Origin of the sequence: Vibrio sp. SS-MA-C1-2, assembly GCF_021513135.1 — a bacterium.
Classification (GTDB): Bacteria; Pseudomonadota; Gammaproteobacteria; order Enterobacterales; family Vibrionaceae.
Map to the genome: position 1 here is coordinate 201,798 of NZ_CP090980.1, position 23,002 is coordinate 224,799.

Annotated in this window: 22 protein-coding genes; 8 read left to right on the forward strand and 14 right to left on the reverse strand. The window is 37.2% G+C overall.

Annotation, left to right across the window (positions count from 1 at the left end; translation table 11 throughout):
- Positions 1-4: 4 nt before the first annotated feature.
- From L0B53_RS00945 to L0B53_RS00965, 5 genes are all read right to left on the reverse strand, one after another.
- Positions 5-736, reverse strand: a complete 732-nt coding sequence (locus L0B53_RS00945) for a glycosyltransferase family 2 protein (RefSeq protein ID WP_235059447.1) — start codon at positions 734-736, stop codon at positions 5-7.
- A gap of 550 nt (positions 737-1,286) precedes the next feature.
- Entirely contained in the window at positions 1,287-2,474 is a 1,188-nt protein-coding gene (locus L0B53_RS00950; protein ID WP_235059448.1) for an amino acid aminotransferase, read from the reverse strand.
- A gap of 302 nt (positions 2,475-2,776) precedes the next feature.
- Positions 2,777-3,100: a GIY-YIG nuclease family protein gene (locus L0B53_RS00955; protein WP_235059449.1), complete on the reverse strand. Its 324-nt coding sequence runs from the start codon at positions 3,098-3,100 to the stop codon at positions 2,777-2,779.
- Positions 3,101-3,281: 181 nt separating this feature from the next.
- Positions 3,282-3,926 carry a YceH family protein gene (locus L0B53_RS00960; RefSeq protein WP_235059450.1) on the reverse strand — a complete coding sequence of 215 codons (645 nt, stop codon included), beginning with the start codon at positions 3,924-3,926 and terminating at the stop codon, positions 3,282-3,284.
- A 42-nt stretch (positions 3,927-3,968) separates the two neighbouring features.
- The gene (locus L0B53_RS00965) at positions 3,969-4,907 is read right to left on the reverse strand and encodes a diguanylate cyclase domain-containing protein (protein ID WP_235059451.1); all 939 of its coding nucleotides are present in this window, start codon (positions 4,905-4,907) and stop codon (positions 3,969-3,971) included.
- 463 nt (positions 4,908-5,370) lie between these two features.
- On the opposite strand from L0B53_RS00965, the gene L0B53_RS00970 reads away from it, so the two are divergent.
- Entirely contained in the window at positions 5,371-5,805 is a 435-nt protein-coding gene (locus L0B53_RS00970) for a DUF3069 domain-containing protein (RefSeq protein WP_235059452.1), read from the forward strand.
- A gap of 189 nt (positions 5,806-5,994) precedes the next feature.
- On the opposite strand, the gene L0B53_RS00975 is transcribed toward L0B53_RS00970, so the two are convergent.
- Both L0B53_RS00975 and L0B53_RS00980 read right to left on the reverse strand, forming a co-directional pair.
- Positions 5,995-6,567 carry a murein L,D-transpeptidase catalytic domain family protein gene (locus tag L0B53_RS00975; protein WP_235059453.1) on the reverse strand — a complete coding sequence of 191 codons (573 nt, stop codon included), beginning with the start codon at positions 6,565-6,567 and terminating at the stop codon, positions 5,995-5,997.
- A gap of 358 nt (positions 6,568-6,925) precedes the next feature.
- On the reverse strand, positions 6,926-8,164 hold the full coding sequence (locus L0B53_RS00980) for a peptidoglycan DD-metalloendopeptidase family protein (RefSeq protein ID WP_235059454.1): 1,239 nt from the start codon (positions 8,162-8,164) through the stop codon (positions 6,926-6,928).
- A gap of 365 nt (positions 8,165-8,529) precedes the next feature.
- Here L0B53_RS00980 and L0B53_RS00985 point away from each other — a divergent pair, with 365 nt between their 5' ends.
- From L0B53_RS00985 to L0B53_RS00995, 3 genes are all read left to right on the forward strand, one after another.
- Entirely contained in the window at positions 8,530-9,402 is an 873-nt protein-coding gene (locus L0B53_RS00985) for an NAD(P)-dependent oxidoreductase (protein ID WP_409202788.1), read from the forward strand.
- Positions 9,403-9,409: 7 nt separating this feature from the next.
- Positions 9,410-10,234 carry a DUF2797 domain-containing protein gene (locus L0B53_RS00990; RefSeq protein ID WP_235059455.1) on the forward strand — a complete coding sequence of 275 codons (825 nt, stop codon included), beginning with the start codon at positions 9,410-9,412 and terminating at the stop codon, positions 10,232-10,234.
- Between the two features lie 381 nt (positions 10,235-10,615).
- Positions 10,616-11,230 (forward strand): hypothetical protein, encoded by a 615-nt coding sequence (locus tag L0B53_RS00995; RefSeq protein WP_235059456.1) that lies wholly within the window; start codon positions 10,616-10,618, stop codon positions 11,228-11,230.
- Between the two features lie 262 nt (positions 11,231-11,492).
- On the opposite strand, the gene L0B53_RS01000 is transcribed toward L0B53_RS00995, so the two are convergent.
- From L0B53_RS01000 to L0B53_RS01025, 6 genes are all read right to left on the reverse strand, one after another.
- Positions 11,493-12,401, reverse strand: coding sequence for a sigma-70 family RNA polymerase sigma factor (locus tag L0B53_RS01000; protein ID WP_235059457.1), 909 nt, complete (start codon positions 12,399-12,401; stop codon positions 11,493-11,495).
- 383 nt (positions 12,402-12,784) lie between these two features.
- Positions 12,785-13,537 (reverse strand): 3-deoxy-manno-octulosonate cytidylyltransferase, encoded by a 753-nt coding sequence (gene kdsB / locus L0B53_RS01005; protein ID WP_235059458.1) that lies wholly within the window; start codon positions 13,535-13,537, stop codon positions 12,785-12,787.
- A gap of 1 nt (position 13,538) precedes the next feature.
- On the reverse strand, positions 13,539-13,718 hold the full coding sequence (locus L0B53_RS01010; RefSeq protein WP_235059459.1) for a Trm112 family protein: 180 nt from the start codon (positions 13,716-13,718) through the stop codon (positions 13,539-13,541).
- The gene (gene lpxK, locus L0B53_RS01015; RefSeq protein ID WP_235059460.1) at positions 13,699-14,733 is read right to left on the reverse strand and encodes a tetraacyldisaccharide 4'-kinase; all 1,035 of its coding nucleotides are present in this window, start codon (positions 14,731-14,733) and stop codon (positions 13,699-13,701) included. The genes L0B53_RS01010 and lpxK overlap by 20 nt, the downstream gene beginning before the upstream one ends.
- Before the next feature lie 25 nt (positions 14,734-14,758).
- Positions 14,759-16,543 carry a lipid A ABC transporter ATP-binding protein/permease MsbA gene (msbA, locus tag L0B53_RS01020; RefSeq protein WP_235059461.1) on the reverse strand — a complete coding sequence of 595 codons (1,785 nt, stop codon included), beginning with the start codon at positions 16,541-16,543 and terminating at the stop codon, positions 14,759-14,761.
- Between the two features lie 34 nt (positions 16,544-16,577).
- Positions 16,578-18,884 (reverse strand): DNA internalization-related competence protein ComEC/Rec2, encoded by a 2,307-nt coding sequence (locus L0B53_RS01025; protein WP_235059462.1) that lies wholly within the window; start codon positions 18,882-18,884, stop codon positions 16,578-16,580.
- 111 nt (positions 18,885-18,995) lie between these two features.
- Between L0B53_RS01025 and L0B53_RS01030 the strand changes: the two genes are divergently transcribed.
- Positions 18,996-19,511: a DUF2062 domain-containing protein gene (locus L0B53_RS01030; RefSeq protein ID WP_235059463.1), complete on the forward strand. Its 516-nt coding sequence runs from the start codon at positions 18,996-18,998 to the stop codon at positions 19,509-19,511.
- A gap of 136 nt (positions 19,512-19,647) precedes the next feature.
- Here the strand turns inward: L0B53_RS01030 and norR are convergent, their stop codons facing one another.
- Entirely contained in the window at positions 19,648-21,171 is a 1,524-nt protein-coding gene (norR, locus tag L0B53_RS01035; protein ID WP_235059464.1) for a nitric oxide reductase transcriptional regulator NorR, read from the reverse strand.
- 154 nt (positions 21,172-21,325) lie between these two features.
- Between norR and L0B53_RS01040 the strand changes: the two genes are divergently transcribed.
- The 3 genes from L0B53_RS01040 (at position 21,326) to L0B53_RS01050 (ending at position 22,991) form a co-directional block, all read left to right on the forward strand.
- Positions 21,326-21,829 (forward strand): M48 family metallopeptidase, encoded by a 504-nt coding sequence (locus tag L0B53_RS01040; RefSeq protein WP_235059465.1) that lies wholly within the window; start codon positions 21,326-21,328, stop codon positions 21,827-21,829.
- Between the two features lie 179 nt (positions 21,830-22,008).
- The gene (locus tag L0B53_RS01045) at positions 22,009-22,254 is read left to right on the forward strand and encodes a hypothetical protein (protein WP_235059466.1); all 246 of its coding nucleotides are present in this window, start codon (positions 22,009-22,011) and stop codon (positions 22,252-22,254) included.
- Positions 22,255-22,442: 188 nt separating this feature from the next.
- Positions 22,443-22,991: an RNA-binding S4 domain-containing protein gene (locus tag L0B53_RS01050; protein WP_235059467.1), complete on the forward strand. Its 549-nt coding sequence runs from the start codon at positions 22,443-22,445 to the stop codon at positions 22,989-22,991.
- Positions 22,992-23,002 lie beyond the last annotated feature (11 nt).

Here is a 23,002-nt window from a genome sequence, read left to right on the forward strand (position 1 = left end):
AGTTTTACTCCGAACGTTCAACGGTATATTCAGGACGCTTTGCTCGTTTAACAAGCCATATTACGCCCATAATATCAACGATGCCCACCCATACTCGATTCCAAGCCGTATAATTTGACACCCCTTCCATACGATCACGATGATCAACAGGAGAAACTTGGATCTCTCCGCCAATACGTTTAATCAATGCAGGAAGAAAACGATGCATATGGTCAAAATAAGGAAGTGATAAAAAAGTTTCTCTTGGGAAAATTTTAAGACCACACCCCGAATCAGGTACCCCATCATTCAATAAACTTTGACGAACTTTGTTGGCAACTTTTGATTGAAAACGAATCCATTCGGTATCTTTACGTTTGTTTCGATAACCAGCAATACAGTAATGAGGGTTTTCAACTTTCAGTGCCAGCTCTAACATAGCAGGAATATCTGCCGGGTTATTTTGACCGTCAGCATCAAGTGTAACGATAATGGTTCCACGCGCACTCTTTACAGCCGAATGAACGGCGGTACTTTGACCACAACTAAACTTATGTTTGACAATTTGTAATGCACAAGCAAGCTCTTTAGCCGTTGAAAACGCCTCATCAACAGTGCCATCAGTGCTGCCATCATCAGTAATAACAATCTCAAACTCAGTAATATCTTTAATTGCACTATTAATTTCGGTAATAAGTTGACCAATATTGCCCTGCTCATTTTTTGCAGGTATAACAACGGAAACAAGTTGTGACATCGATGCCCCTTTAAATATTTTTTATAATTTGTATATAACTATAGACCAATTTTTATCAGCTATAACTACCCTCATACACTTCAAAGAAACTAGAAAATTAAGGATTTACAAGTAATTGAAAAGCATCGAGTCGTTCTTCTACTTAAACCTCCAATCATCTTCCTGCTTATACACAGCTTCAATGACTTTTAGCACCATTATGAAAGAACAAAAATTAGACTAAATTGTAAAAAAAATGGGCTATCACACTTAAATAAAAATCATTGCAAACAGATAGATAGAAAAATTAATTATATACACCCTCAAAAAATTAACAATAAAAATATAGAGTAAGGGGTAAAAAGAAAAAAGTAAAAGCATTATCTATTATAATCACATAACTCCATCAGCATTCTTAGAACTGTTCCAAGTAAAATATTACCAAATCGTTCAGAGTATGAAGTTCTCACGCCTAAAAAAAGACCCTGTAAATCACAGAGCCTTTAAACAGTAATAAGCTATATTTTTCAAGAGATTAAACTCTTACCTAAGCCAGTTTACTTTTCAATGATTATTTAGTCGTTACAGAGTGTATTGCTTGAGCAAGGACATCGAGTTTATCCTCTTGTAGGCCAGCAATGTTAATACGACTATCTTCAACCAAATAAATTGCAAACTCATTTCTTAATTTTTGGATCTGCTCTACCGTTAACCCTAAGATAGAAAACATGCCTTTATGCTGCTTGATAAAATCAAAACGATGATTTCCAGACAGCGTAGCAAGGCGGTCAGCTAGACCGTGACGCAAGGTAATCATTCGCTGATGCATTTCCAGTAATTCTTGTTGCCACTCTTCCAATAATTGCTTATCCGAAAGTACTGAAACGACAAGATCTGCACCATGATCAGGCGGCATAGTATAAGTTGAACGAGCAATCTTTAGTAAACGACTTTTGGCATTACCGGCTTGAACAGGCTCTTTAGCGATAACAATTGCAGCACCTGTTCGTTCGCGATATAACCCAAAATTCTTTGAGCATGATGTTGCAATGACCATCTCATCAACTTGTTCAGCCAATAAACGCATTCCAGCAGCATCTTGTTCTAAACCATCGCCAAAACCCTGATACGCCATATCAACAAACGGCGTAAAGCCAGTCTGGTTGGCTAAATCAGCAATTTTTTGCCAAGTCTCTAACGAAATATCTGCCCCCGATGGATTATGACAACAACCATGTAGGATCACGACATCATTACGACCTAATTGAGACAGTGTTTTTAACATCGCCTCACTATCAACTTGGAATGTTTCACGATTTAGGTAAGGATAATATTTAACGGTTAATCCTACCGCTTCCATAATCGGCTTATGGTTTACATAGCTTGGATCACTCAACCAAACTGTACTATCAGGTTGTGAAGCTGCGATTAATTCCGCAAGCATTCTTAATGCACCACTTCCTCCAGGCGTTTGGATCGTTACGCTACGTTCAAGGGCTGAAGTACCATCAAGTAATTGTTTAGTCAAAAGCTCACTAAATTTTAAATTGCCAGCCAAACCTAAATAAACTTTTGATTGCTGTGTTTCAGCCTGCATTTGTTGAGCTTTTTTAATCGCTGACATAATCGGTGTTTCGCCGTCATTGTTTCGGTAAACACCAACACCTAAATCCATTTTATTTTCACGAGTATCTTCTTGGTATAATAGAGAAAGGGATAAAATGGGATCTTGCTTAGCAGGTTTTAAATGGGAAAACATAAACAGTAATGTTCCTTATTATAATAAATATTGCTCCGATTATTTCCCTATATTGCTATAGTTTGATAATAATGCAATAAGTTCGTCACATTTATTATCATAAAAGCCTACAATAGCATGCTATAGACCTAAAATAGTTGGATTTACTCGTCGGCAGCAAGTGACTGAAGTTCCATGAGTGTAGATGTCTTGCATGATTGGGATGAGCGAATGTAGTCAACAACCTAGCCGCTTCAAGTATGAAGGGTATACGAGTGAAATTATTACATTTCTCCGGCAGCTCAAGATAGATTGGTGAAAACTTAATCAATTAAAGATAAAACACTCTTTTCATTCAAAACTAAGCGGTCTTTATCGGAGCGTTTCAATCGCTTAATTTTATACTCTAACTGCATTGCCTGCTGTTTGCTAGCGGCTTGATATTGCCAAACCAGTGTCAGTGGCATCTTACCTCTCAAGGCTTTTGCACCTTTGTAACGACTTCCAACTTTCTTTGAATCGAGATGGCAATGCTCAGAAAAACGACGTGCGACATCCGTAGAAACGCCACAATAGAGAGTATTTAGCTTGGTTTTAATTAAATATACAGACCAGACTTGTGCTGATTTATCGGAAAATTGAAGCATAATAGTATTTTTAAATCAGATGATTAATAACGCAATACTTATACCCTTCTTACTTGAAGTTGCTAGGTTGCTGGCGTCGCTCATTCGCCCCAATCATAGAGTACACCTATACTCATGGGGTCTCATTCACTTGCCGCCTACTCGCAACTCCAATGACTTTGGGTATATATAAAATGAAGTCTTATAGGAACTCATCAAAACGTTGCTGAAGTCGTGTTAATTGAGCTTTTAACTGCTCAACTTCTTCTTCTAACTGACTAATTCGTTGATTAGTTGGGGTCGTTGCAACAGATTCTTGACTGCTGGTGGCCATTAATGCTTCAACGTCAACTTCACCACTGAAAAGATGCATATAACGGAAGTCGCGTTTGCCTGACTCTTTAGGCAACTTAACAACAAAACCTCGTTCAATTAAAGTCGTTAATACGGCTTCAACTTCAGAGACATCATTAAAATGAGCTAAACGATTAGTTCGAGTTCTAATCTCACCGGGAGATTGAGGGCCCCGAAGTAACATGATGGTAATTGTACCTAGCTCTTGTTCACTAAATTGCAAATTACCAAATTCAGTATTACAGAAACGATGCTTAAATTTTGCAACTCGAGCACCAAAGCCTGTTACTTCTGTAACTAATCGTTTCTCTTTTAATTCTTCGATAACGTCTAACACTTCTGCATCCGTTAATGCCATTACCGGTTCCCTGCTGCTTTTTTGATTACAAGCGGTGGTTAATGCATTTAACGTTAATGGATACTGCTCCGGCGTTGTTTTCTCTTTTTCTAATAAACAACCTATTACACGTGTATCTAAATTTGTCAGTTCCATAATAAAGCTCTCAAATTAATGAAAAAATCTAGCATAACAGAGTTACTCAATATCAGCGACTACAAAGCGATCTCTTCCCTCTGATTTAGCTTGATATAACGGTTGATCGACTAGTTTATAGATTTCATCAACATTTTCTAAACCGGTTGTAGGCCAAGATAACACCCCTAAACTTAAGGTAATATGATCAGCCGTAGTCGAGCTTTCATGCGGCTCATTAAGTTTATGAATTGAGGTTTGTAATCGAGCCGCTTCTTGAGTAGCCTTCTCTTTATTACAGTGACTTAAAACAACAAAGAACTCTTCTCCACCATATCTTGCCACTAACTCTCCACTTCGATTAAATTGAGACTTCAATGTTTGCGCCACCAGTCGTAAGGTATAGTCACCTTGAATATGACCATAAGTATCGTTGTAAGCTTTAAAATGATCGATATCGATCATAATAACAGACAGGCACTTACCTTCACGCCCATGTTCTTGGATTTTTTCTAGTAAGTACTGATCTAAATGGCGACGATTAGCAATCCCCGTCAAGCTATCAACACTGGCTAATAATCTGAGTTGGTCGTTGGCATGTTCTAATTGATTTTTAGCGATTTGTAATTCATTTCGCATGTGAGCGATACGTTGCATTGCTTTCATTTTAGAGATCAACACAAGACGATCAACCGGTTTAACAAGATAATCATCTCCACCTGAATCAATCGCTTTTGCAATAACATCAGAGGAATCATAGCCGCTAAGAAAGATAATCGGTGTCCAACCACTATTATTTTGTCTCAATATTTTTGCAACTTGATACCCATCCATTTCAGGCATTGCAATATCCAGCAAAACCACATCAGGCACAAATTCAGAAAACTGCTCTATCGCTTCTTTACCACTTGCACAAGGTAAAACTTTATGTCCCATTTTGGATAAACGTAATCGAAGTGATTCACGTTCCAATTTAATATCATCCACAAGCAGTATTCGCATAAAGATCCTTAAGCTAATTAATTCAACTATTTTAAATCTAGCACAATTAAATTTTTTGAGGTTTTAATGCCCATTTTATCCTTAATGCACCGAAAGAAATTGAAGTCACAGAAAGATTAAAACGAGTGAGCTGCCGCGAGTATAGAATTATTCTATTATTGGGGTGATTAAGTGCTGCCAACAACCTAACAACTTCAAATAAGAAGGGTATAAGGGGGTATTTAATGATGATGGATGAATGTCGCCAGCAATTTAACAATTTCAAATAAAGAAGCTATAAAAATAACCAATAAAAGACTGGTTAAAAATCAATCTATCTTTATCTGTTTATTATAAAATAACGTTAATAACGGTCAGGTAAAAGATTTTTTTGGAATTAAAAATAAAAAGAGTGAGTAATGATTGACAGCCATCACTTGGCTACATAGGATCTAGTTATCATTCCTATTTAAAATTATTAATCATGACAGAATCAACAGAAAATAACCAACCAATCGATATCACCACACTTGCACCTGAATTACAGCAAGTAATCGCGTATGAACAAGTCCCAACAGAAGTATTACCAATGCTAGTTTCTGTTTATGAAGTCTCTGAGCCGGTACTTTACCAAACTTGGGAAGCACTTCCTCGCAGTGCACAAAATATCTTAGATAACTTTGAGCAGTTCCATGCTTTGGCGGCACTAAGTCAAAGTTATGCTGGTATCGATTGTCTATCTGAATTTGAAACATTAAAACTGTCTGAAGATATGACAGATGAAGCAAAAGAAGAGTATAAAGCACAACTGCTCGATCAGATCCTACAATCTTCGATAAAAGACCTTTGTAAGCAGATGAAACAAGCTCGTCTTAAACCATTAATGAAACGTGAATTCCGTGAAATTTTTGAAAAATAAAATATAAATCAAACATGACACCATTATTATTTAAGCTGAAAAGTTAAACGCTTAAATATACCTAAAATAATTGGAGTTGCTAGTAAGTGGCAAGTGAATGAGGTCCCATGAGTATAGGTGTACTATATGATTGGGGCGAATGAGCGAAGCCAACAACCGAGCAACTTCAAATATGAACAGGATAACTTGTTAACCATGAATATAGAGTAAACTGCCATCTTTGATAATATCGATAATCTCTCTATTCATCGCAATGGGTAACGCAGGACAACCCCAACTTCTACCTAGCCTGCCCGTATTTTCAATTATCTGCTGTGAAACATAATCAGCGCCATGAATAACGACACCTCGAATTCTTGCATTATCATTGACACCGTTGACTAAACCTTCTAGACGTAATGAATAACCATTTTTTCCATAATAGCTTTCAGCCGTTTTAAATACCCCTTTTGAGCTCTTTTTTGAATTTAAACGATTTGAAAAGGAATCGACATATTCATCACCTGAATTCACCCCATGAGAAACGAGCGTATTATAGACAACTTCACGATCATTCAAGTCGATAAGGTAAAATCGCTTATCTTTTGAAGACTGTTGATAATCAATAATCGTTAACCAACGTCGATTTTTAATATCCACTATCTCTAAGTTCTCCATCGCTTCAGAAAAAGCGAGATAAGAGAGTTGATTTCTATTCTCTAACTGATTAAACAATTGACGGAATTGTTCCTCTTTAGCAAAGACTTGTTGGCAGAAAACCATTTGTGAGGCGGTGTATATAACGATGCTTACGAGTAAACGATAACTGAATCTGCAACGAGTTATTTCTCTAACTATTGTCCCAATACACCTTGTCACACCTATTTTTATTTTACATACCATTGCAGAGAAAAGACAAAACGTCTTATTCAATAAGTGTAAAGTTGTCACGTTAATTCCTCTTACTTATTAATAAAGATGAATAATGATTATAAATAAGCATGAATCTTTATCTGTCACATTTTTAAGAAACTAAAGCTTTTTTCCTTTTTTAGAGATAAAAAAACGGCAAGTCACATTTTCTATGCTAGAAAAGGTACTCACCGTTTATTTTTTATTTTAATACTGATAATGACATCGATTAAATGAGAAGATCCATCATGCCATTTCTTTTTTTAATCAATGTATTATATGATTTTTTATTTTTCACTGAACTCGCCATTGGGATTTTCGCTGTCATCGGGTTCACTGGTCGATTATTAATAATGAATTCATAATGTAAATGTGGCCCAGTAATTCGACCTGTTGCACCAGATAATGCAATCTTCTGACCTCGACTGACTCTTTGTCCCTTCTTAACCAGGAATTTTGACAAGTGCAAATAGCGCGTTTTATATTTATTACTGTTTTGAATCACAATATATTTACCCGCATAACGATGATTTCGTATCAATGTCACCACACCATCACCCGTAGCATAAATTGGTGTTCCGACTGGTGTTGCAAAGTCGACACCATTATGTGGTGAAATACGGCCAGTGACAGGATGACGTCGTTTAGGGTTAAATGGAGAACTAATTCTGTAGTGCTTTTTAGTTGGATAGCGAGAGAAAGCTTGCAATAAACTTTGCCCTTTTTGATCATAATAGTTACCATCACTAGCTAAATAGACGGATAATACCCTTTTTCTATTTTGAATTCGTACCGCAGTGACTTCACTATTACCGGTTGCTACACCATGAATATATTGAGTTTTACGTACAATCTCAACATGATCACCTTTACGGAAGTCACGTGAAAAATTAATTTTTTTCTTTAATAAGCTCTGGATCAGATAAATTTCACTCGATGTAATCTTTGCTCGTCTAGCTGAGTTATAAAAATTATCTGTAATAGTTGCAGCCAAGGGTTGACTAAACCATTGCCCCTTTTTGTTAATCACTTGATATTCAAAATGGGTCTCAGATACACGATTAAACACGACTTGATCGGCAGCATTAAAATAGAGTTCTAGTGTTGTTAATACCCCTTTATCAATCGTAAGGATTAATTTATTTCCCGGTTGTAAGGTATCTAAAGCCAACACATTCAGATCAGCCTCTAATACTTGATACATCTGCTGTTGACTGATACTGAAATTAGAAAATATCGAACTTAAAGTATCACCTTTACCTATAATGTACTCTGACTTATGGCTTGTAGATATAGGCGTACCAACCTCCGATTCAACACTATCCCCACGCTGATTTAATAATAAGCTAGAGTCCATTTTTAGCGGGATATTTTTTAATTCTGGGCTCTTCTTTTGTCCACTTAACCCAAATATAACAGCGGTGGCTAAGATAACGACAAAAATGGCTAAAAGTAGCTTACGACTCACATTACTCACCTTGACAACATTTAAAAAAATTTACTTTTCACTAACAAATACTTATCATACAAATCTATAATCTGTTTTTTGCAAATAAGAGGTTTATAATTAACAATGACTTCGACTCAAGATCATGATAAAAATTCAATATTTTATTCAATTAATCTCATATTTTAATGAAAAAACAGTCAAGTCTCTTTTATTGACTCATTTATGCTAGAAAAGAGATAGCCAAACACTTTATTACGTTAATTATCGTCACGCAAGAAATATTCATAACCATGCATATTGATGAGATTTAAACTTGCGCTTAACTTAGTCTAAATTCATGATAGGCTTAGATCAAAATCATTACATAAAGAGAAAGGTTTATTATGACAACTAAAGTTGCATTTATCGGGTTAGGCGTCATGGGTTACCCAATGGCAGGCCATCTTTCACAAAAAGGGTTCAATACGACTGTTTATAATCGAACAACGTCAAAAGCACAAAAATGGTGCGAAGAGTTTACAGGTACATGGGCAAAAACACCCGCTATCGCCGTTCGAGATGCTGATATCGTTTTTGTCTGTGTCGGTAATGATGATGATGTCCGCTCAGTCTTTTATGGTAATGACGGTTTACTTTCAACAGTAAAACCAGACACCATTATTGTCGATCATACAACCACCTCCGCCACATTAGCGAAAGAGTTAGCTCAAGCAGCAAATAAACAGCACTCTCATTTCTTAGATGCCCCCGTCTCGGGTGGTCAAGCTGGTGCTGAAAATGGCGTACTCACTGTAATGGTCGGTGGTAATCCAACTGTTTTGGAGCAAGCAACACCTGCAATAAATAGCTATGCAAAAGCCATTAGTTTAATGGGTGAAAATGGTGCAGGACAACAATGTAAAATGGCAAACCAAGTCTGTATCGCAGGTATTTTACAAGGTCTCTCAGAAGCGATTAAATTAGCTCAAGCCGCCGGGTTAGATATCGAACAGATGAGTAATGTCCTCAAACACGGCGCGGCAGGATCTTGGCAGATGGAAAATCGTGCAGCGACCATGGATCAAGATCAATTTGACTTTGGTTTTGCCATTGATTGGATGAGAAAAGATCTCGATATCTGCTTAGATGAAGCAAAAAATCTCAATGTCGAATTACCATTAACAAAACAAGTTAATGAGACATATGAAAAATTACAACAACGCGGATTGAACCGTTGCGATACTTCAGTACTAATTAAGCAATTTGACAAAAAATAAGGTAACTATGAGCACGATCACCGGAACATTAAAGAAAATGGAATCATCACTGAAAGGGACGGTAACTTACTACCTCCCTGTTGGTGAAGAAAGGATTAATCTAAACCATAAGATTGGCCAAACGATCACTCTAGAACACACGGGAAATATTTTTTGTAGTAGTTGTGGTAAGAAAACAAAAAAAAGCTATTCACAAGGTCACTGTTTCGTCTGTATGAGAAAGCTCGCCAGTTGTGATATGTGTATTATGAAGCCGGAAACTTGCCACTATGATGCAGGGACGTGCAGAGAACCTCAGTGGGGTGAAAAGAACTGCATGGTTGATCATTATGTCTATCTTGCAAATACGTCAGGTTTAAAGGTCGGGATTACTCGTCATACTCAGATCCCAACTCGTTGGATTGATCAAGGTGCGACACAAGCCGTTGCAATATTTAAAGTTAAAACACGCTATATTTCTGGTTTAGTGGAAGTAGCTTTGGCAAAGCTGGTGGCAGATAAAACCAATTGGCGCGCTATGCTAAAGGGCAATAATGACAATATGGATCTGATTGCTCAAGCTGAAGAGCTAATGCCACAAATTGAAGATGCACTCACCGAAATTATAGAAACACAGGGTAATGATGCAGTAACACGGCTCGACCTCAATGTTGTCGATATCGACTTCCCTGTAGAAGCATTCCCCACTAAAATCAATTCCCATAATTTTGATAAAAACCCGGTTGTTTCAGGCGTACTTCAAGGAATTAAAGGACAGTATTTACTTTTAGATACCGGTGTCATCAATATTCGTAAATTCAGTTCTTATGAAATCACCACAGATACAGATTAAGATATCCCCTTTTATTTCAAGGAAGTAAAATTTTTTGCTTCCTTTTTATCTATATTCAATCGTGCTAATCTATTTTTGCCTTATTGAAAAGATCTCACAGATTAAGAATATACCTTAAATAATTGGCGTTGCTAATCGGCGGCAAGTAAGTGAAGCCCCATGAGTATAGACGTATGATTGGGGCGAACGAATACAACCAACAACCTAGCGACTTCAAGTATGAAGCGGATAGTTATAAAAAGTTTCAATAATTAACCAACCTTATAATCTTTGTCATTATTTGATCAGAGTGTGATCTCAGTTGTTAAAATTTGATTTACAGCCAAAAAATTATTTGCCATTATCTTACTCACTTAATTGAATAGAATAACAATAATAATTATGTCCTTAAATTCTCATAAAAATACGGTTGTTGCAGCATCCTTGGTGTTTTTATTTTCATCATATAATGTCAATGCTGCAATAGATATTGTGACTAACGATAAGTCAACGTCATCTGTGCTGGTTAAATCAAATAGCGAAAATGCTAATTCTATTGCACTTGATGGGTTATCTTCTGGATCAATTATTAAGTTAGAAAATCCAGAGTGTAGTGAAGGTCATGCTCTGTACAATATATTTATGGATGAGATGAAAGATAATCAAACGTTTAATCTTTCCCCATTAACTAATTTAGTGATCACTAAAATTACCGGTGTCTCACCGCAAATGGCTTATCAATATCAAGATGAATATCGTGACCTATTTACGCCGATAGCAATACAACAAGCAGAAAAGGAAATTAAGCAGTTACTTGTGCCTCTCGATACAAATAGCACACTCGATCTTGATTCACTCTCTTTTGTTAATGCAAATAATAACCAACGTTTAAATCAATTATTAACACAATTAGACTTTGAGTTTAATGCAGATCAAGCGATTATTCATGATAAAGAAAGTGGCAATGAATTAATTCTTCCTTACTTCGGTGATTGGTCACAACTGGCTTTTAGCTAATTCAACCTATACCCAAAGTAATTGGAGTTGCTAGTAGGCGGCAAGTGAATGAGGCTCCATGAGTCTAGGTTTTCTATATGATTGGGGCGAATGAACACAGCCAACAACCTAGCAACTTCAAGTAAGAAGCGTATATATTCAACACTCAATCTTCAATCGTTGTTGTTCCATGAAACGTTCAGATAAAAAAGCGGTCAACATTAAATAACTTAAAAGTATTCAATGTTGACCGCTTTTTTTATAACTGATTATTGATAATTATTTACACAAATGCACTAAAGAAAGCTTCTTTGTCAATATTTCTAGAGTCCGCAATCGCTCTTAATTTTTTCAACGCTGCAATTTGGATCTGACGAACTCGCTCACGAGTAACACCAATCTCTTCTGCAACGCTATCTAATGTTGCCGGCGAATGTCCCATTAGGCCATAACGGCTTGCAACAACAATACGATCTCGTTCAGGCAGCTCTAACAGTAGTTGATCAATTAAAGAGTGTGATTGCATACCAGAGAGTGCCTGTTCAGGTTCAACATGACAATTATCTGGAATAATATTCTGAATTGAAACAGAACCTTCTTCATTGTAGATAGGCAGGTCAATAGATGAAACTGAAGTGTCAAAGTTTAAAACCTTCTTCACTCGTTCTTCACTCTTCTCAACTTTATCTGCAATATTTCCATATGAAGCTTCGCCAGTGTTATTTTTTGACAGCTCTTTCGCTGCACGCATATAAACACTTAACTCTTTGGTAATATGCACTGGGAGACGGATTGTACGAGCTTGGTTAGCAATACCACGTTCAATCGACTGTTTTATCCACCACACGCCGTAAGTCGAAAATCTAAAACCTTTTTCTGGATCAAACTTTTCAACCGCATGGATTAAACCAATATTACCTTCTTCAATTAAATCTAGAAAATCCATACCGCGGTTACGGTATCTATTTGCTACATTAACCACTAAACGTAGATTTGATTCAATCATCTTTTTTCTAGCGCTGATATCGCCACGATGTGAACGTCGGGCATAGAGTTTTTCTTCATCCGCAGTTAATAATGCTGATGCCCCGATCTCTTTTAAATAAAGCTCAACGGCTCCTAAACCAGCGACTTCAGTTTCAGTCTGTTCATTAACTTCTTCTAGAGGTAATTCACGCAATGTATTTTCCATAATGCTACTCCTCAATAAATAGGTAAAACATATTATTTTTTAAGATTAATTCTTATTTGTTAACATAATATTATCATTCAATAGCATCCTGCAAGCTATTTATTAAAAAAAAGTTAAAAAAAACCGCTCCACTAGATAATGTAAAGAAATAATTACAAGACTAAAAACCCCCATAAAGCAACCACCAATAAATTAACTTGATTTAAATCAATGAATAGGGGGTTAATTTTGAATTTTATATACCAACAAAAATAATAGAGTAAAAACTCAATAAATATAGGCGGCCGAATTATAAAAGTGGGAATTTAACAATCACGTAACAAAAAAACCAATCAAAGATTGGTCTTTTTAATTTAAGGCATTTAAACGACAAGTCGATAAAATTACAGCTTTTTCACTAAAGCTCGTACCTGTTCAAGGTCTTCGGGTGTATCAACCCCAATAGGTGGCGGATCTAAAGCAACATCAATATGAATCTTTTCACCATGCCAAAGTACTCTTAACTGCTCGAGAGACTCTATTTTCTCAAGGGCGCAACTGTCCCACTCAAGGTAAGTATTAATAAAACCAGCACGATAAGCATAAATACCAATATGGCGTAATAAATTATGATGAATCACGCTGTTATCTTCAGCAAATGCATCACGATTCCAAGGTATCGCTGCTCGACTAAAATAGAGAGCAAAGCCATTCTTATCGGCAACAGCTTTAACAACATTCGGATTGAAAACTTCTTCAGCAGAATCGATCTCAACACCTAACGTTGCCATTGGTGCTTCAACGTTTGCAAGGTTATCTGCAACTTGACGAACAATACTTGGCGGAATTAAGGGTTCATCACCTTGAACGTTGACAATAATTTTATCGGCTGGAAACTGATAATGATTTACCACTTCAGCTAAACGTTCGGTTCCTGACGTATGTGTTGTCGATGTCATACAGACTTCACCACCAAATGCAGTCACCGCATCAAAGACACGTTGATCATCAGTTGCGACAATAACCTTTTCAGCTCCTGTCTGTAACGCACGCTCATAAACCCATTGAACCATCGGTTTACCAGCAATATCTGCCAAAGGTTTTCCTGGAAGTCTTGATGATTGATAACGAGCCGGTATCACAACAACAAAAGACATATTAAATCACCTCATCAACGGACATATGGCGAGCTTCTTGTTCAATCATCACTGGTATCCCTTCTTTTATAGGGAAAGCAATACGATCAAATTTACAAACAAGTTCATTATTCTCTTTGTTGTAATTCAATTTGCCTTTACATACTGGACAAGCAATTACCTCAAGTAGACGATGATCCATAATCTTTTTTAACCTCTTTTATTCTAGTAATAATGATTGCTTCTTTCTCAGAGGAGATCTCTGCTGAAACGGGAAGGTACCACCAATTATCTTGGGCTATTTCACGACATTTAACTGCATCTTTTTCTGTCATTAATAAGAAACGACCTTTCGCAGCAATAGACGCTAACTCTTGTTTATCAAATTGTTGATGGTCTGCAAAGCCTTGCTGATAAACCAATGAAATCCCTAGTTCATTTAATGTGTTAAAAAAACGAGGAGGATGACCAATTCCTGCAATTGCAGAACAATTAGAAAATTTATCTGGCATCCTCTTTTCACCGGTTTTTATATTAACAAGTTGATTTGGTGCTAATCTCATTTCAATTTCTGAGTCAGAGATCGAGTTGAATTTATTGATATCAGTTTCACCATTACGAATTAAAAAATCAACCTCATCAAGGCGGTGTAATGATTCACGTAGAGGTCCAAGTGGAATAAATTGCTGATTACCAAAACGACGTTTGCCATCAATAACCACAAACTCAATATCTCGCTGTAGTGCGTAGTGTTGTAAACCATCATCGGTGATAATAATATCGATCGTACTGTTTTCTGCCAATAAAGCCTTAACAGCATCCGCTCTGACAGGAGCAACGGCAATTGGAACCCCAGTACGCTGTTTGATGAGTAAGGGCTCATCGCCCACTTGTTCACTACTGGAATCTGATTGGACAATAAATGGATAATAAGGAGCTTTCGCCCCATACCCTCGAGAGACGACAGCAGGATGAAAACCTTCAGCTACCAGCTTCTCAACCAACCAAACTACTACCGGTGTTTTCCCATTGCCTCCTGCTGTAATATTGCCAACAACAATCACAGGCACTGGCGCTCGATAGCTCGGTTTTTTACCCTGCTGATAGGCTTTACGACGACGCTGGCTAATCACAGCAAAAATTTTACTCAGTGGCCACAATAAAGGCCACAACAGATAGTAAAAGAAGTGTCTCTCGAACCAGATTTTTTCAACCATGACAGGTATCTCTTTAAATCAGTAATTATTGGTCGCCAAATTGAATATGGTGAAGTTGGGAATATGCACCATTTTGACTCAACAATGTTTTATGATTGCCTCGTTCAACGATTTCACCTTCCTCAATAACCAAAATTTCATCTGCATGTTCGATTGTTGAAAGACGATGAGCAATCACAATTACGGTTCGGTCTTTCTGTAGTTCATCGAGTGCCGATTGAATTGCTCTCTCTGATTCGGTATCCAGTGCAGATGTCGCTTCATCGAGAATTAAAATAGGAGCATCACGTAATAGCGCGCGAGCAATGGCAATACGTTGACGCTGTCCACCGGACAAACTAATTCCATTTTCTCCAATCACCGTATCTAAACCGTTATCTAGGTTTTTAATAAAATCCATCGCATAAGCTAACTCAGCGACCTTCTCGATCTCTTCTCGACTATAACGTCCATCTGTTGCGTAAGCGATATTATTTGCCACGGTATCATTAAACAGATGTACATTTTGAGAGACTAATGCAAAGTGTTCTCGAAGATTAGTTAATTTATAATCTCTTATTTCACAATCATCAACGCGAATTTCACCACTATCAACGTCATAAAATCGAGTAAATAGATTCGCAATCGTACTTTTACCCGAGCCCGAACGCCCCACCATCGCTAACGTTTTCCCCGCTGGTACAGTAAACGAGATATTCTTAAGCGCGGGTGTATCTTTGGTCGGATAAGTGAACGTAACATCTTCAACACGAAGATCACCAACAACTTTTTTAGCTTCATGGATACCAGAATCTTTTTCTGGCTCTAACTCTAAAATTTTAAATAAAGTTTGAGAAGCCGCCATCCCCTTTTGGAATTGAGAAGTTACATTGGTTAATGATTTTAATGGGCGTAATAGACCAAACATCGCAGAAAAAATAACCGTAAATGTACCCGCTGTTAATTGATCTTTAATTGAATCAAAACTGGCTAAATAAAGCACCGTAATTAAAGCAAACGAAGCAATAAGCTGAATCGTTGGGTTAGCAATCGCTTGAGCAGAGACTAATTTCATCTGCTGTTGGCGCATCACGTTGCTCACTTTATCAAAACGGCTCTTTTCGACCTCTTGGCCACCAAAACTTAACACCACTTTGTGACCTTTAAGCATCTGTTCAGTCGAAGTACTTACTGCACCCATCGCTTGTTGAATATTTTTACTGACTTTTCGAAAGCGCTTAGAGATGATTCGGATCAAAAGTGCCACAACAGGAGCAATAACGATAAGAATTAAAGATAACTGCCAACTATACCAAAACATCAAACTTAATAAGCCAATAATACTCGCGCCTTCTCGTACCATGGTGACGAGGGCTTTACTGGTTGCGGCTGCCATCTGCTCAGAATCATAGGTTACACGTGACAGTAACGCCCCTGTTGACTCTTGATCAAAATAGCTCACTGGCATGTGCATAAAGTGTTGAAACAGACGACGACGCATCTTCATCACTACTTGGCCAGAGACCCAAGATAGACAATACGTCGAAATAAAGCCACTGGTTCCTCGAACTAACATCAGCACGAATATAATTAAGGGAAGTACTTTAAGGAAGTCAGATCCCGTATTGCCAAAGCCTTCATCAAGTAGAGGCTTCAACAATGAAATCATATAAGTATCACCCAAGGCATTTATAATTAAAGCAATAATCGCGACAATCAGCCCCGCTTTATATTGCTTTATCATCGGCCATAACTTTTTGAAAGTTTGATAGGTCGACTCATCTTGGTCAATAACATCTACATTTGGTTTTGCTTGTTTATTATTTTTCATAAACCTAATTTATTGTTAGCTATTAAAGCTTATTCTACTCTGATCCAGAGATATCACCAACTAGGTGACGATACCAATAGGGCTGTTTATGGTTCTTTTGGTTAAAATAACGCCAATCATCATGATAAAATTGAATATTAATGGCTCCAACTTCATCTGTACCTAGCCAAAAGGCACCTTGGCGTCGATAACGGTCGACAACATCTTGGCTTGGTAAGTTCCATTGATTCCCCTTAGCTATAGAGTTTAACACCAATTTTGCATTTATCCTCCTTACCCACTTTTGACTAGATGAACTTTGACTACCATGATGTGGTGCAACAACAATATCACTCATAATATCGATGTCATTTTGTAAGAGAAGAAACTCCGCTAGCTGCTCTATATCACCGGTTAATAACAATTTAAACTGACCATCACTCACCTGAATAACACAAGAGTGATTATTATCCGCACGTTCCGATAATTTAGGAGGCCAATACGCTTTAAATCTTAACCCTTGCCACTCCCACGCCTCTCCAGATTTGCAGGGTAATGATATTCCAACCATTGAATCTGGGTCAAATTGACTTTGTCTAACCCAAGTCGGTTTGTAATTATCTAAAAGGAATGGCAAGCCACCCGCATGATCCCCATCACCATGACTAATAATGATCCCATCAATATTTTTAATCCCCTGACGCTTTAAGAACGGTTTAATCACGGATTGCGCTATCGAACCTCCGGGCCAAATATTTCCTGTGTCATACACGATGACACGATGATTTTTTTCAATCACCACCGCAAGCCCATGCCCCACATCCAAAATAGTCACTTGCCAAATAGGCTGTTCTTGATTCGATCGGTAATAGATAAATACGAAGGTTAACAACATGATTAATATCGATATCCACTTTTTAGCCAAAACCCCAACAACAACAGAAAATAACAACAGCAATAGCGATAAAATAATGTTACTTTTTATTGTCATGTCGAATACCTCAAACCACCAGCCTTCAGAAAGGCTAATTAATTTAACAACAGGATACAAAGAATAATTAGCGATAATCCATAGATAGTCAGATAAGGGAAAAAAGTGTGTTAATAATGATAAAAGAATCAATGGAACGGTAATTAAAGTGAGCCAAGGCACAATAATTAAATTGAAAAGCGGTGAAAGTGGCGCAAAACCAGAAAAGAAAATTAATTGAAGTGGCAACATGCAAATCAGTAATAACAATTGAACTTTTAATAATAAGATGATTTTACCAAATAAATAACGGATTCCTTCTTTATGCAAATCAAATAGTTTAATCATAATTGAGCGAATTATCGGCGCTGGAAAACCATCATCGCGTGGTTGCACTCCAATGACTTGATGGTAACGACTTTGATATGAGACCTGAAAAGTGCGCCAATATTGGCTAAAAATCAAGATCCCTACCGCTCCGAAAGAGAGCCAAAATCCCGCAGAAAATTGATTTAATGGCTCAGCGACAAGTAATAGAGTAAAAGTAGATAATAAAATCATTCTCCCTTTAGCTTTGGCTCTGTTATTCCACAATATCAGCGTTAACGTTGCCATGATTAATGCTCTTACTGCAGGGATAGAGAAACCGGCTAACCAACAGTAAACAAAACCAAATAGAATCGATAATAACCATTGATAATAGATTAACTCCGCTTTTGGTTTAACCACTCTTATAATAAAATGTGCAATCATAAGACCAATAAACATCGCAAAACCAATGTGAAGACCCGAAATAGCAATCAAGTGGATGGTTCCACTCTCCTTTAAAGATTGCCATTGTTTGTCGCTAATCAGCTGCCTATAGCCAAAACTAAGCGCTAATAAAAAACTTTGATGAGAGAGTTGATCCGTCTTTAATACTATATCGCTAAATAATTTTTGTCTGACGGACATTTCCGATGAAATTAACGTGCCCTGATAAACAGTTCCAGAGCCATTAATCTGTTGTGATAAAAACAACATTTCCCGGTCAAAACCCACCCCATTATTTAACCCTCTTCGCTGCGTTAACTTAACGACTAACTTCCAATATTGGCCGTCAGCTAAAATAGGTCGCTGTTTCCAATAAAGTTTTAAAATTAATTTATTATTTTCAGTTAAAATAGTATCGTTTAACTGATCAACAACAAAAATAATTGGCTTATCTTGATCATTTAATCTATAAATATTATTAATTTTACCAATTATGATATTATATTTAGGTAGAACAGATATTTTTTCCAAATTTTGTTTGTACTGTATAGCTGAAAAGTTAGCGACAAGGATTGCGGTAAGCAACAAAGCTGATAACCGAGTGACTGGGTAATAACTGAGTAAGATAGCGATTAACATTATATAGTTGCTGTTGTTTATAGACAATAATTCAGGCCACCAAGGCAAACTTATTATTGTTAGAGAGGCAACGACTAGATATTTAACCATTAGGATTATTCAAAACTCCAGATGCCTAGAAAATTTCTCCAACGCTTTATGCCAAATCCCGACAAAATTCGGGAACAAAAAGCTTTACGTATCTTTGGCAACTTGCTCTATAACGCGAATTTATGGGTATTGAACCGTCGTTCCGCGTCTGGAGCTTTTGCTGTTGGACTATTTATTGCGTTTGTCCCACTACCAAGCCAGATGTTACTTGCAGCAGGAGGCGCGATTCTTTTTGGCGTCAATCTTCCACTTGCTGTCACTTTAGTTTGGATCAGTAATCCTCTTACTATGCCAGTTCTATTCTATGGCGCTTACAAGGTGGGTACTTGGGTTATTCATACCCCACCTCAACCGTTCCATTTTGAACTCTCTATTGAGTATCTCATCCATCAGATGCAACATATTGGTGTTCCCCTTTTAATTGGTTGTGGTATTACCGGTGCTATTTCAGCTCTTATTGGCTACTTTGGTATTAAAGGATTATGGCGCTATTCAGTAGTTCGAAGCTGGCAAAAGAGAAGTTTACGCTTGAGATGAGATTTAAAAACCGTTGGTAAGGTTACAAATTTATATCTGTTAACTTTGCCGATAGTTTTTGTAATAAGATATTAAAATAAAAAAGAGAAATAGAAGCCGGTTCCATTTCTCTTTTTTTATTTGAAGCTAATTTTAATTACAAGCCTAATTTCTTTCCTAAACGATAAAGATTTCCTCTATCCATTTTCAATAACTTAGCGGCTTGAGCCCAAATTCCATTGCTTTGTTCGAGAGCTTGCTTAATCACCTGTTTTTGACATTGCTCTACCGCTCCCTTCATATCTAACTGTGCAGGTTCAATCACAACCTCTAGATGCTCTTGTTGTTCATTATCATCTAGATTGACATCAAAAGCAGAGATAACAAAGGAGCCCGACTGGATCACCTTTAAACTCGCTCGCATCAAAACATGTTCTAATTCCCGAATATTTCCCGGCCACGAGTAACTCTCCAACGCTTCTAACGCATTCTGCGAAAGTGAAAGTTGGGTTTGATTAAATTGCTGTTTGAATTTATCGACAATATGATGACTTAACATCGTAATGTCCATCACCCTATCTCGTAATGGCGGAACCGCAATCGGAAAGACATTCAGTCGGTGATAAAGATCAGAACGAAAGCGCCCTTCTTCAATCTCTTTCAGTAAATCTCGATTAGTCGCCGCAATAATCCGCACATCAACGGTTAAATGTTTATCGGAACCAACACGTTGAACCTCACCTTGCTGAATTACACGCAACAATTTAGCTTGTAACATTAAGGGAAGCTCTCCTATTTCATCTAAAAATAACGTTCCACCATCCGCCAATTCAAATTTACCCGCACGATGTGAGGTTGCGCCTGTAAATGCGCCTTTAACATGACCAAATAGCTCACTTTCAGCAATAGATTCAGGAAGTGCAGCACAGTTAATATAGATCATCGGTTTATCGGATCGCGTCGAATGGCTATGGACTTGATGCGCGACTAACTCTTTTCCTGTGCCCGTTTCACCACTAATTAACACGGCAAAGTTGGTATAACTGACCGTTTCAATATTATTTCTTAACTGGAGCATTTTAGGGCTATGACCGACCATTTCACCGCCCTTTTGTCGAGCCTCTTCAATCAATAGCTTATTAATCGATTGCTGCTTCTGATTCGCTTTTTGTAAGGCTTCTATCATTGAGCGGTTTTGAATCGTTGCCGCAGCTAAGGCAGCAAAGAACGCTAACGTGAGATCATCTATCTCATCAAATACACCAACATCAGCAGCATCTAACGTCATCAATCCCACTAGCTGATCTTCAACATATAAACTACAACCCATGCAGTCATGAATATCAATCGCTTGTTGCTCCTCCGTTAATAACAATCCATCAAAAGGATCGGGAAGATCGGAATTTGAAGGAAAACGTACTGGTTTTTTCGAGGCTAAAATTGCAGACAATCGAGGATGTTCAGAAGGGTCAAACTGCGCACTTAACACGGTCGATGGTAGGCCACTCACCGCAACAGGAGTTAATAATCCATTGTCATGAAAAACCAGCAAACTACTTGCATCACAAGGGAATACTTGCTGTAAAGATTCAATTAATCGTTGATAGTGCTCACCTTCAGGCATATTAATACTGAGGTCGAGGGCAATATTTAACAAAACGCGACTTGTCGATAATTTCATCTTAGATTGATCCAATATAATTGTTATGTTCTTTCACTATTGTTGAGTATACCTAAAGTAATTGGAGTTGCTAGTAGACAGCAAGTGAGTGAGACTTCTCATTCTATTTTGTTGTATTATACCACTCTATTTTTAATCTTAGATCAACCACCTTATGTCGAATTTAAAATATTTAGCCGGATACCCTCAACAAATTATTGAGCAAGTGGAACCATTAATCAAACAAGATAAATTGGGTGTTTGGTTGCTCAAACGTTACCCAACAGCTCATACAATTCAATCCGAAAAAGCTTTATATCAATATGTCACCGAAATTAAGAATCGCTATTTGAAGAAATCGGCGCCAATTACCAAAATCTGTTTTGACAGTAAGATTCAAGTAATAAATCACGCATTAGGCACTCATAGTTATGTATCTAGACGCCAAGGCAATAAGATCAAAACCAAAAACGAGATCAGGATTGCCACAATTTTTAAAAAATTGCCCGAACCCTTATTAGAGATGATCGTTGTTCATGAACTTGCTCATATCAAAGAAAAGCAACACGACAAAGCGTTCTACTCACTTTGTCAACATATGCAACCTCAATACCACCAATTAGAACTAGATACTCGCCTTTTTCTCACTTACCTTGAGAATCATGCAGATCTTTACTAAAAAACGCCGGTTAATCGCAAAGTGAAAGGTAGAGCATATTGGTTTTGTTGCTCTCCATCACAATTAAGATAATTAAATCCATATATTTTACGAAGCGTGAAATAAATACCTAAACTGGTGGTATATTAAGGTTAAGCAACTTTTTATCAATAGATTATTTTCATAAGTGTTAATGTAATATGAACAGATTTGGATTTATAAAACTCTTTATGCTCAAGAATGGTGAACAGACTCTGTTGACTGAAACTGCATTATCTCCAAACAGAGAATTAATTATTCATTGGGTTAAACATCAAGAGTACCCACAGCCTTCTGAATACCTGTTAATGCTTTCTGATAATAATCATGCCACTCTTTTAACTAAGTTTATTTCAAAAGAAGCCGCAACCCTATTCACGGTATCGGTCAATCAAGCAAATTCATGACAATGATCGCCTCTACCAACGCGATAATCCTGATTACAACCCTCTTCTCTCCTCTTAAATTGTTATTTGACTCCTTAGACACAAATATATAGGCTTTGTGGTCAAATGACATCAATGGGCTATTGATACTCGTGATACCTCTTTCACAAGACTTCCATTATGTCGTACTCAATAAACAGCGAGAATGAATGAGTATGGATAATTATCCAGAGTTTGAAGAACAAGAATTTGAAGGTGAAGAGATTGAAGTTGAGGCACTTGGTGTTGAGGTATCTATCCAGCCAATCGAACTTTATAAAGTATTAAAGATCGCCAATGTTGTTGGCGGCGGTGGTGAAGCAAAAAATCTGATTGCTGATGGTTATGTTGCCGTCAATGGCCAAGTCGAACAACGTAAGCGCTGTAAAATCTACGATGGTGATGTCATCGAGTTTAACCAAGATTATTTTGTTGTTATCTGTCCTGTCTCAATTGAAGAGTCAGAAGAGTTGTTAGAACAACATGCTCTCGACATGCATGCTCAAGCTGAAGAGAGAGAAAAAACTCAACAAGCAAAGAAAAAAGCCAATAAGAGCAAAAAAAATACCAGTAATAGTAAAAACCGTTCACAAACCAAAAATAAACAACAAAAAACGGATAAGTCAAAAAAGACAGCCAGTCAAACATCAAAACCTGAACAGAAAAAAGAGCACGCTCAATCTGACAACGATGGTCGAAAGTCAATCAGCTTTTTTTAGTTACTTTTTTT

Coding starts and splice junctions, on each gene's coding strand:
- L0B53_RS00945 (WP_235059447.1), bottom strand. CDS start 736: ATGTCACAACTTGTTTCCGTTGTTATACCTGCAAAAAATGAGCAGGGC.
- L0B53_RS00950 (WP_235059448.1), bottom strand. CDS start 2,474: ATGTTTTCCCATTTAAAACCTGCTAAGCAAGATCCCATTTTATCCCTT.
- L0B53_RS00955 (WP_235059449.1), bottom strand. CDS start 3,100: ATGCTTCAATTTTCCGATAAATCAGCACAAGTCTGGTCTGTATATTTA.
- L0B53_RS00960 (WP_235059450.1), bottom strand. CDS start 3,926: ATGGAACTGACAAATTTAGATACACGTGTAATAGGTTGTTTATTAGAA.
- L0B53_RS00965 (WP_235059451.1), bottom strand. CDS start 4,907: ATGCGAATACTGCTTGTGGATGATATTAAATTGGAACGTGAATCACTT.
- L0B53_RS00970 (WP_235059452.1), top strand. CDS start 5,371: ATGACAGAATCAACAGAAAATAACCAACCAATCGATATCACCACACTT.
- L0B53_RS00975 (WP_235059453.1), bottom strand. CDS start 6,567: ATGGTTTTCTGCCAACAAGTCTTTGCTAAAGAGGAACAATTCCGTCAA.
- L0B53_RS00985 (WP_409202788.1), top strand. CDS start 8,530: ATGACAACTAAAGTTGCATTTATCGGGTTAGGCGTCATGGGTTACCCA.
- L0B53_RS00990 (WP_235059455.1), top strand. CDS start 9,410: ATGAGCACGATCACCGGAACATTAAAGAAAATGGAATCATCACTGAAA.
- L0B53_RS00995 (WP_235059456.1), top strand. CDS start 10,616: ATGTCCTTAAATTCTCATAAAAATACGGTTGTTGCAGCATCCTTGGTG.
- L0B53_RS01000 (WP_235059457.1), bottom strand. CDS start 12,401: ATGGAAAATACATTGCGTGAATTACCTCTAGAAGAAGTTAATGAACAG.
- kdsB (WP_235059458.1), bottom strand. CDS start 13,537: ATGTCTTTTGTTGTTGTGATACCGGCTCGTTATCAATCATCAAGACTT.
- L0B53_RS01010 (WP_235059459.1), bottom strand. CDS start 13,718: ATGGATCATCGTCTACTTGAGGTAATTGCTTGTCCAGTATGTAAAGGC.
- lpxK (WP_235059460.1), bottom strand. CDS start 14,733: ATGGTTGAAAAAATCTGGTTCGAGAGACACTTCTTTTACTATCTGTTG.
- msbA (WP_235059461.1), bottom strand. CDS start 16,543: ATGAAAAATAATAAACAAGCAAAACCAAATGTAGATGTTATTGACCAA.
- L0B53_RS01025 (WP_235059462.1), bottom strand. CDS start 18,884: ATGTTAATCGCTATCTTACTCAGTTATTACCCAGTCACTCGGTTATCA.
- L0B53_RS01030 (WP_235059463.1), top strand. CDS start 18,996: ATGCCTAGAAAATTTCTCCAACGCTTTATGCCAAATCCCGACAAAATT.
- norR (WP_235059464.1), bottom strand. CDS start 21,171: ATGAAATTATCGACAAGTCGCGTTTTGTTAAATATTGCCCTCGACCTC.
- L0B53_RS01040 (WP_235059465.1), top strand. CDS start 21,326: ATGTCGAATTTAAAATATTTAGCCGGATACCCTCAACAAATTATTGAG.
- L0B53_RS01045 (WP_235059466.1), top strand. CDS start 22,009: ATGAACAGATTTGGATTTATAAAACTCTTTATGCTCAAGAATGGTGAA.
- L0B53_RS01050 (WP_235059467.1), top strand. CDS start 22,443: ATGAGTATGGATAATTATCCAGAGTTTGAAGAACAAGAATTTGAAGGT.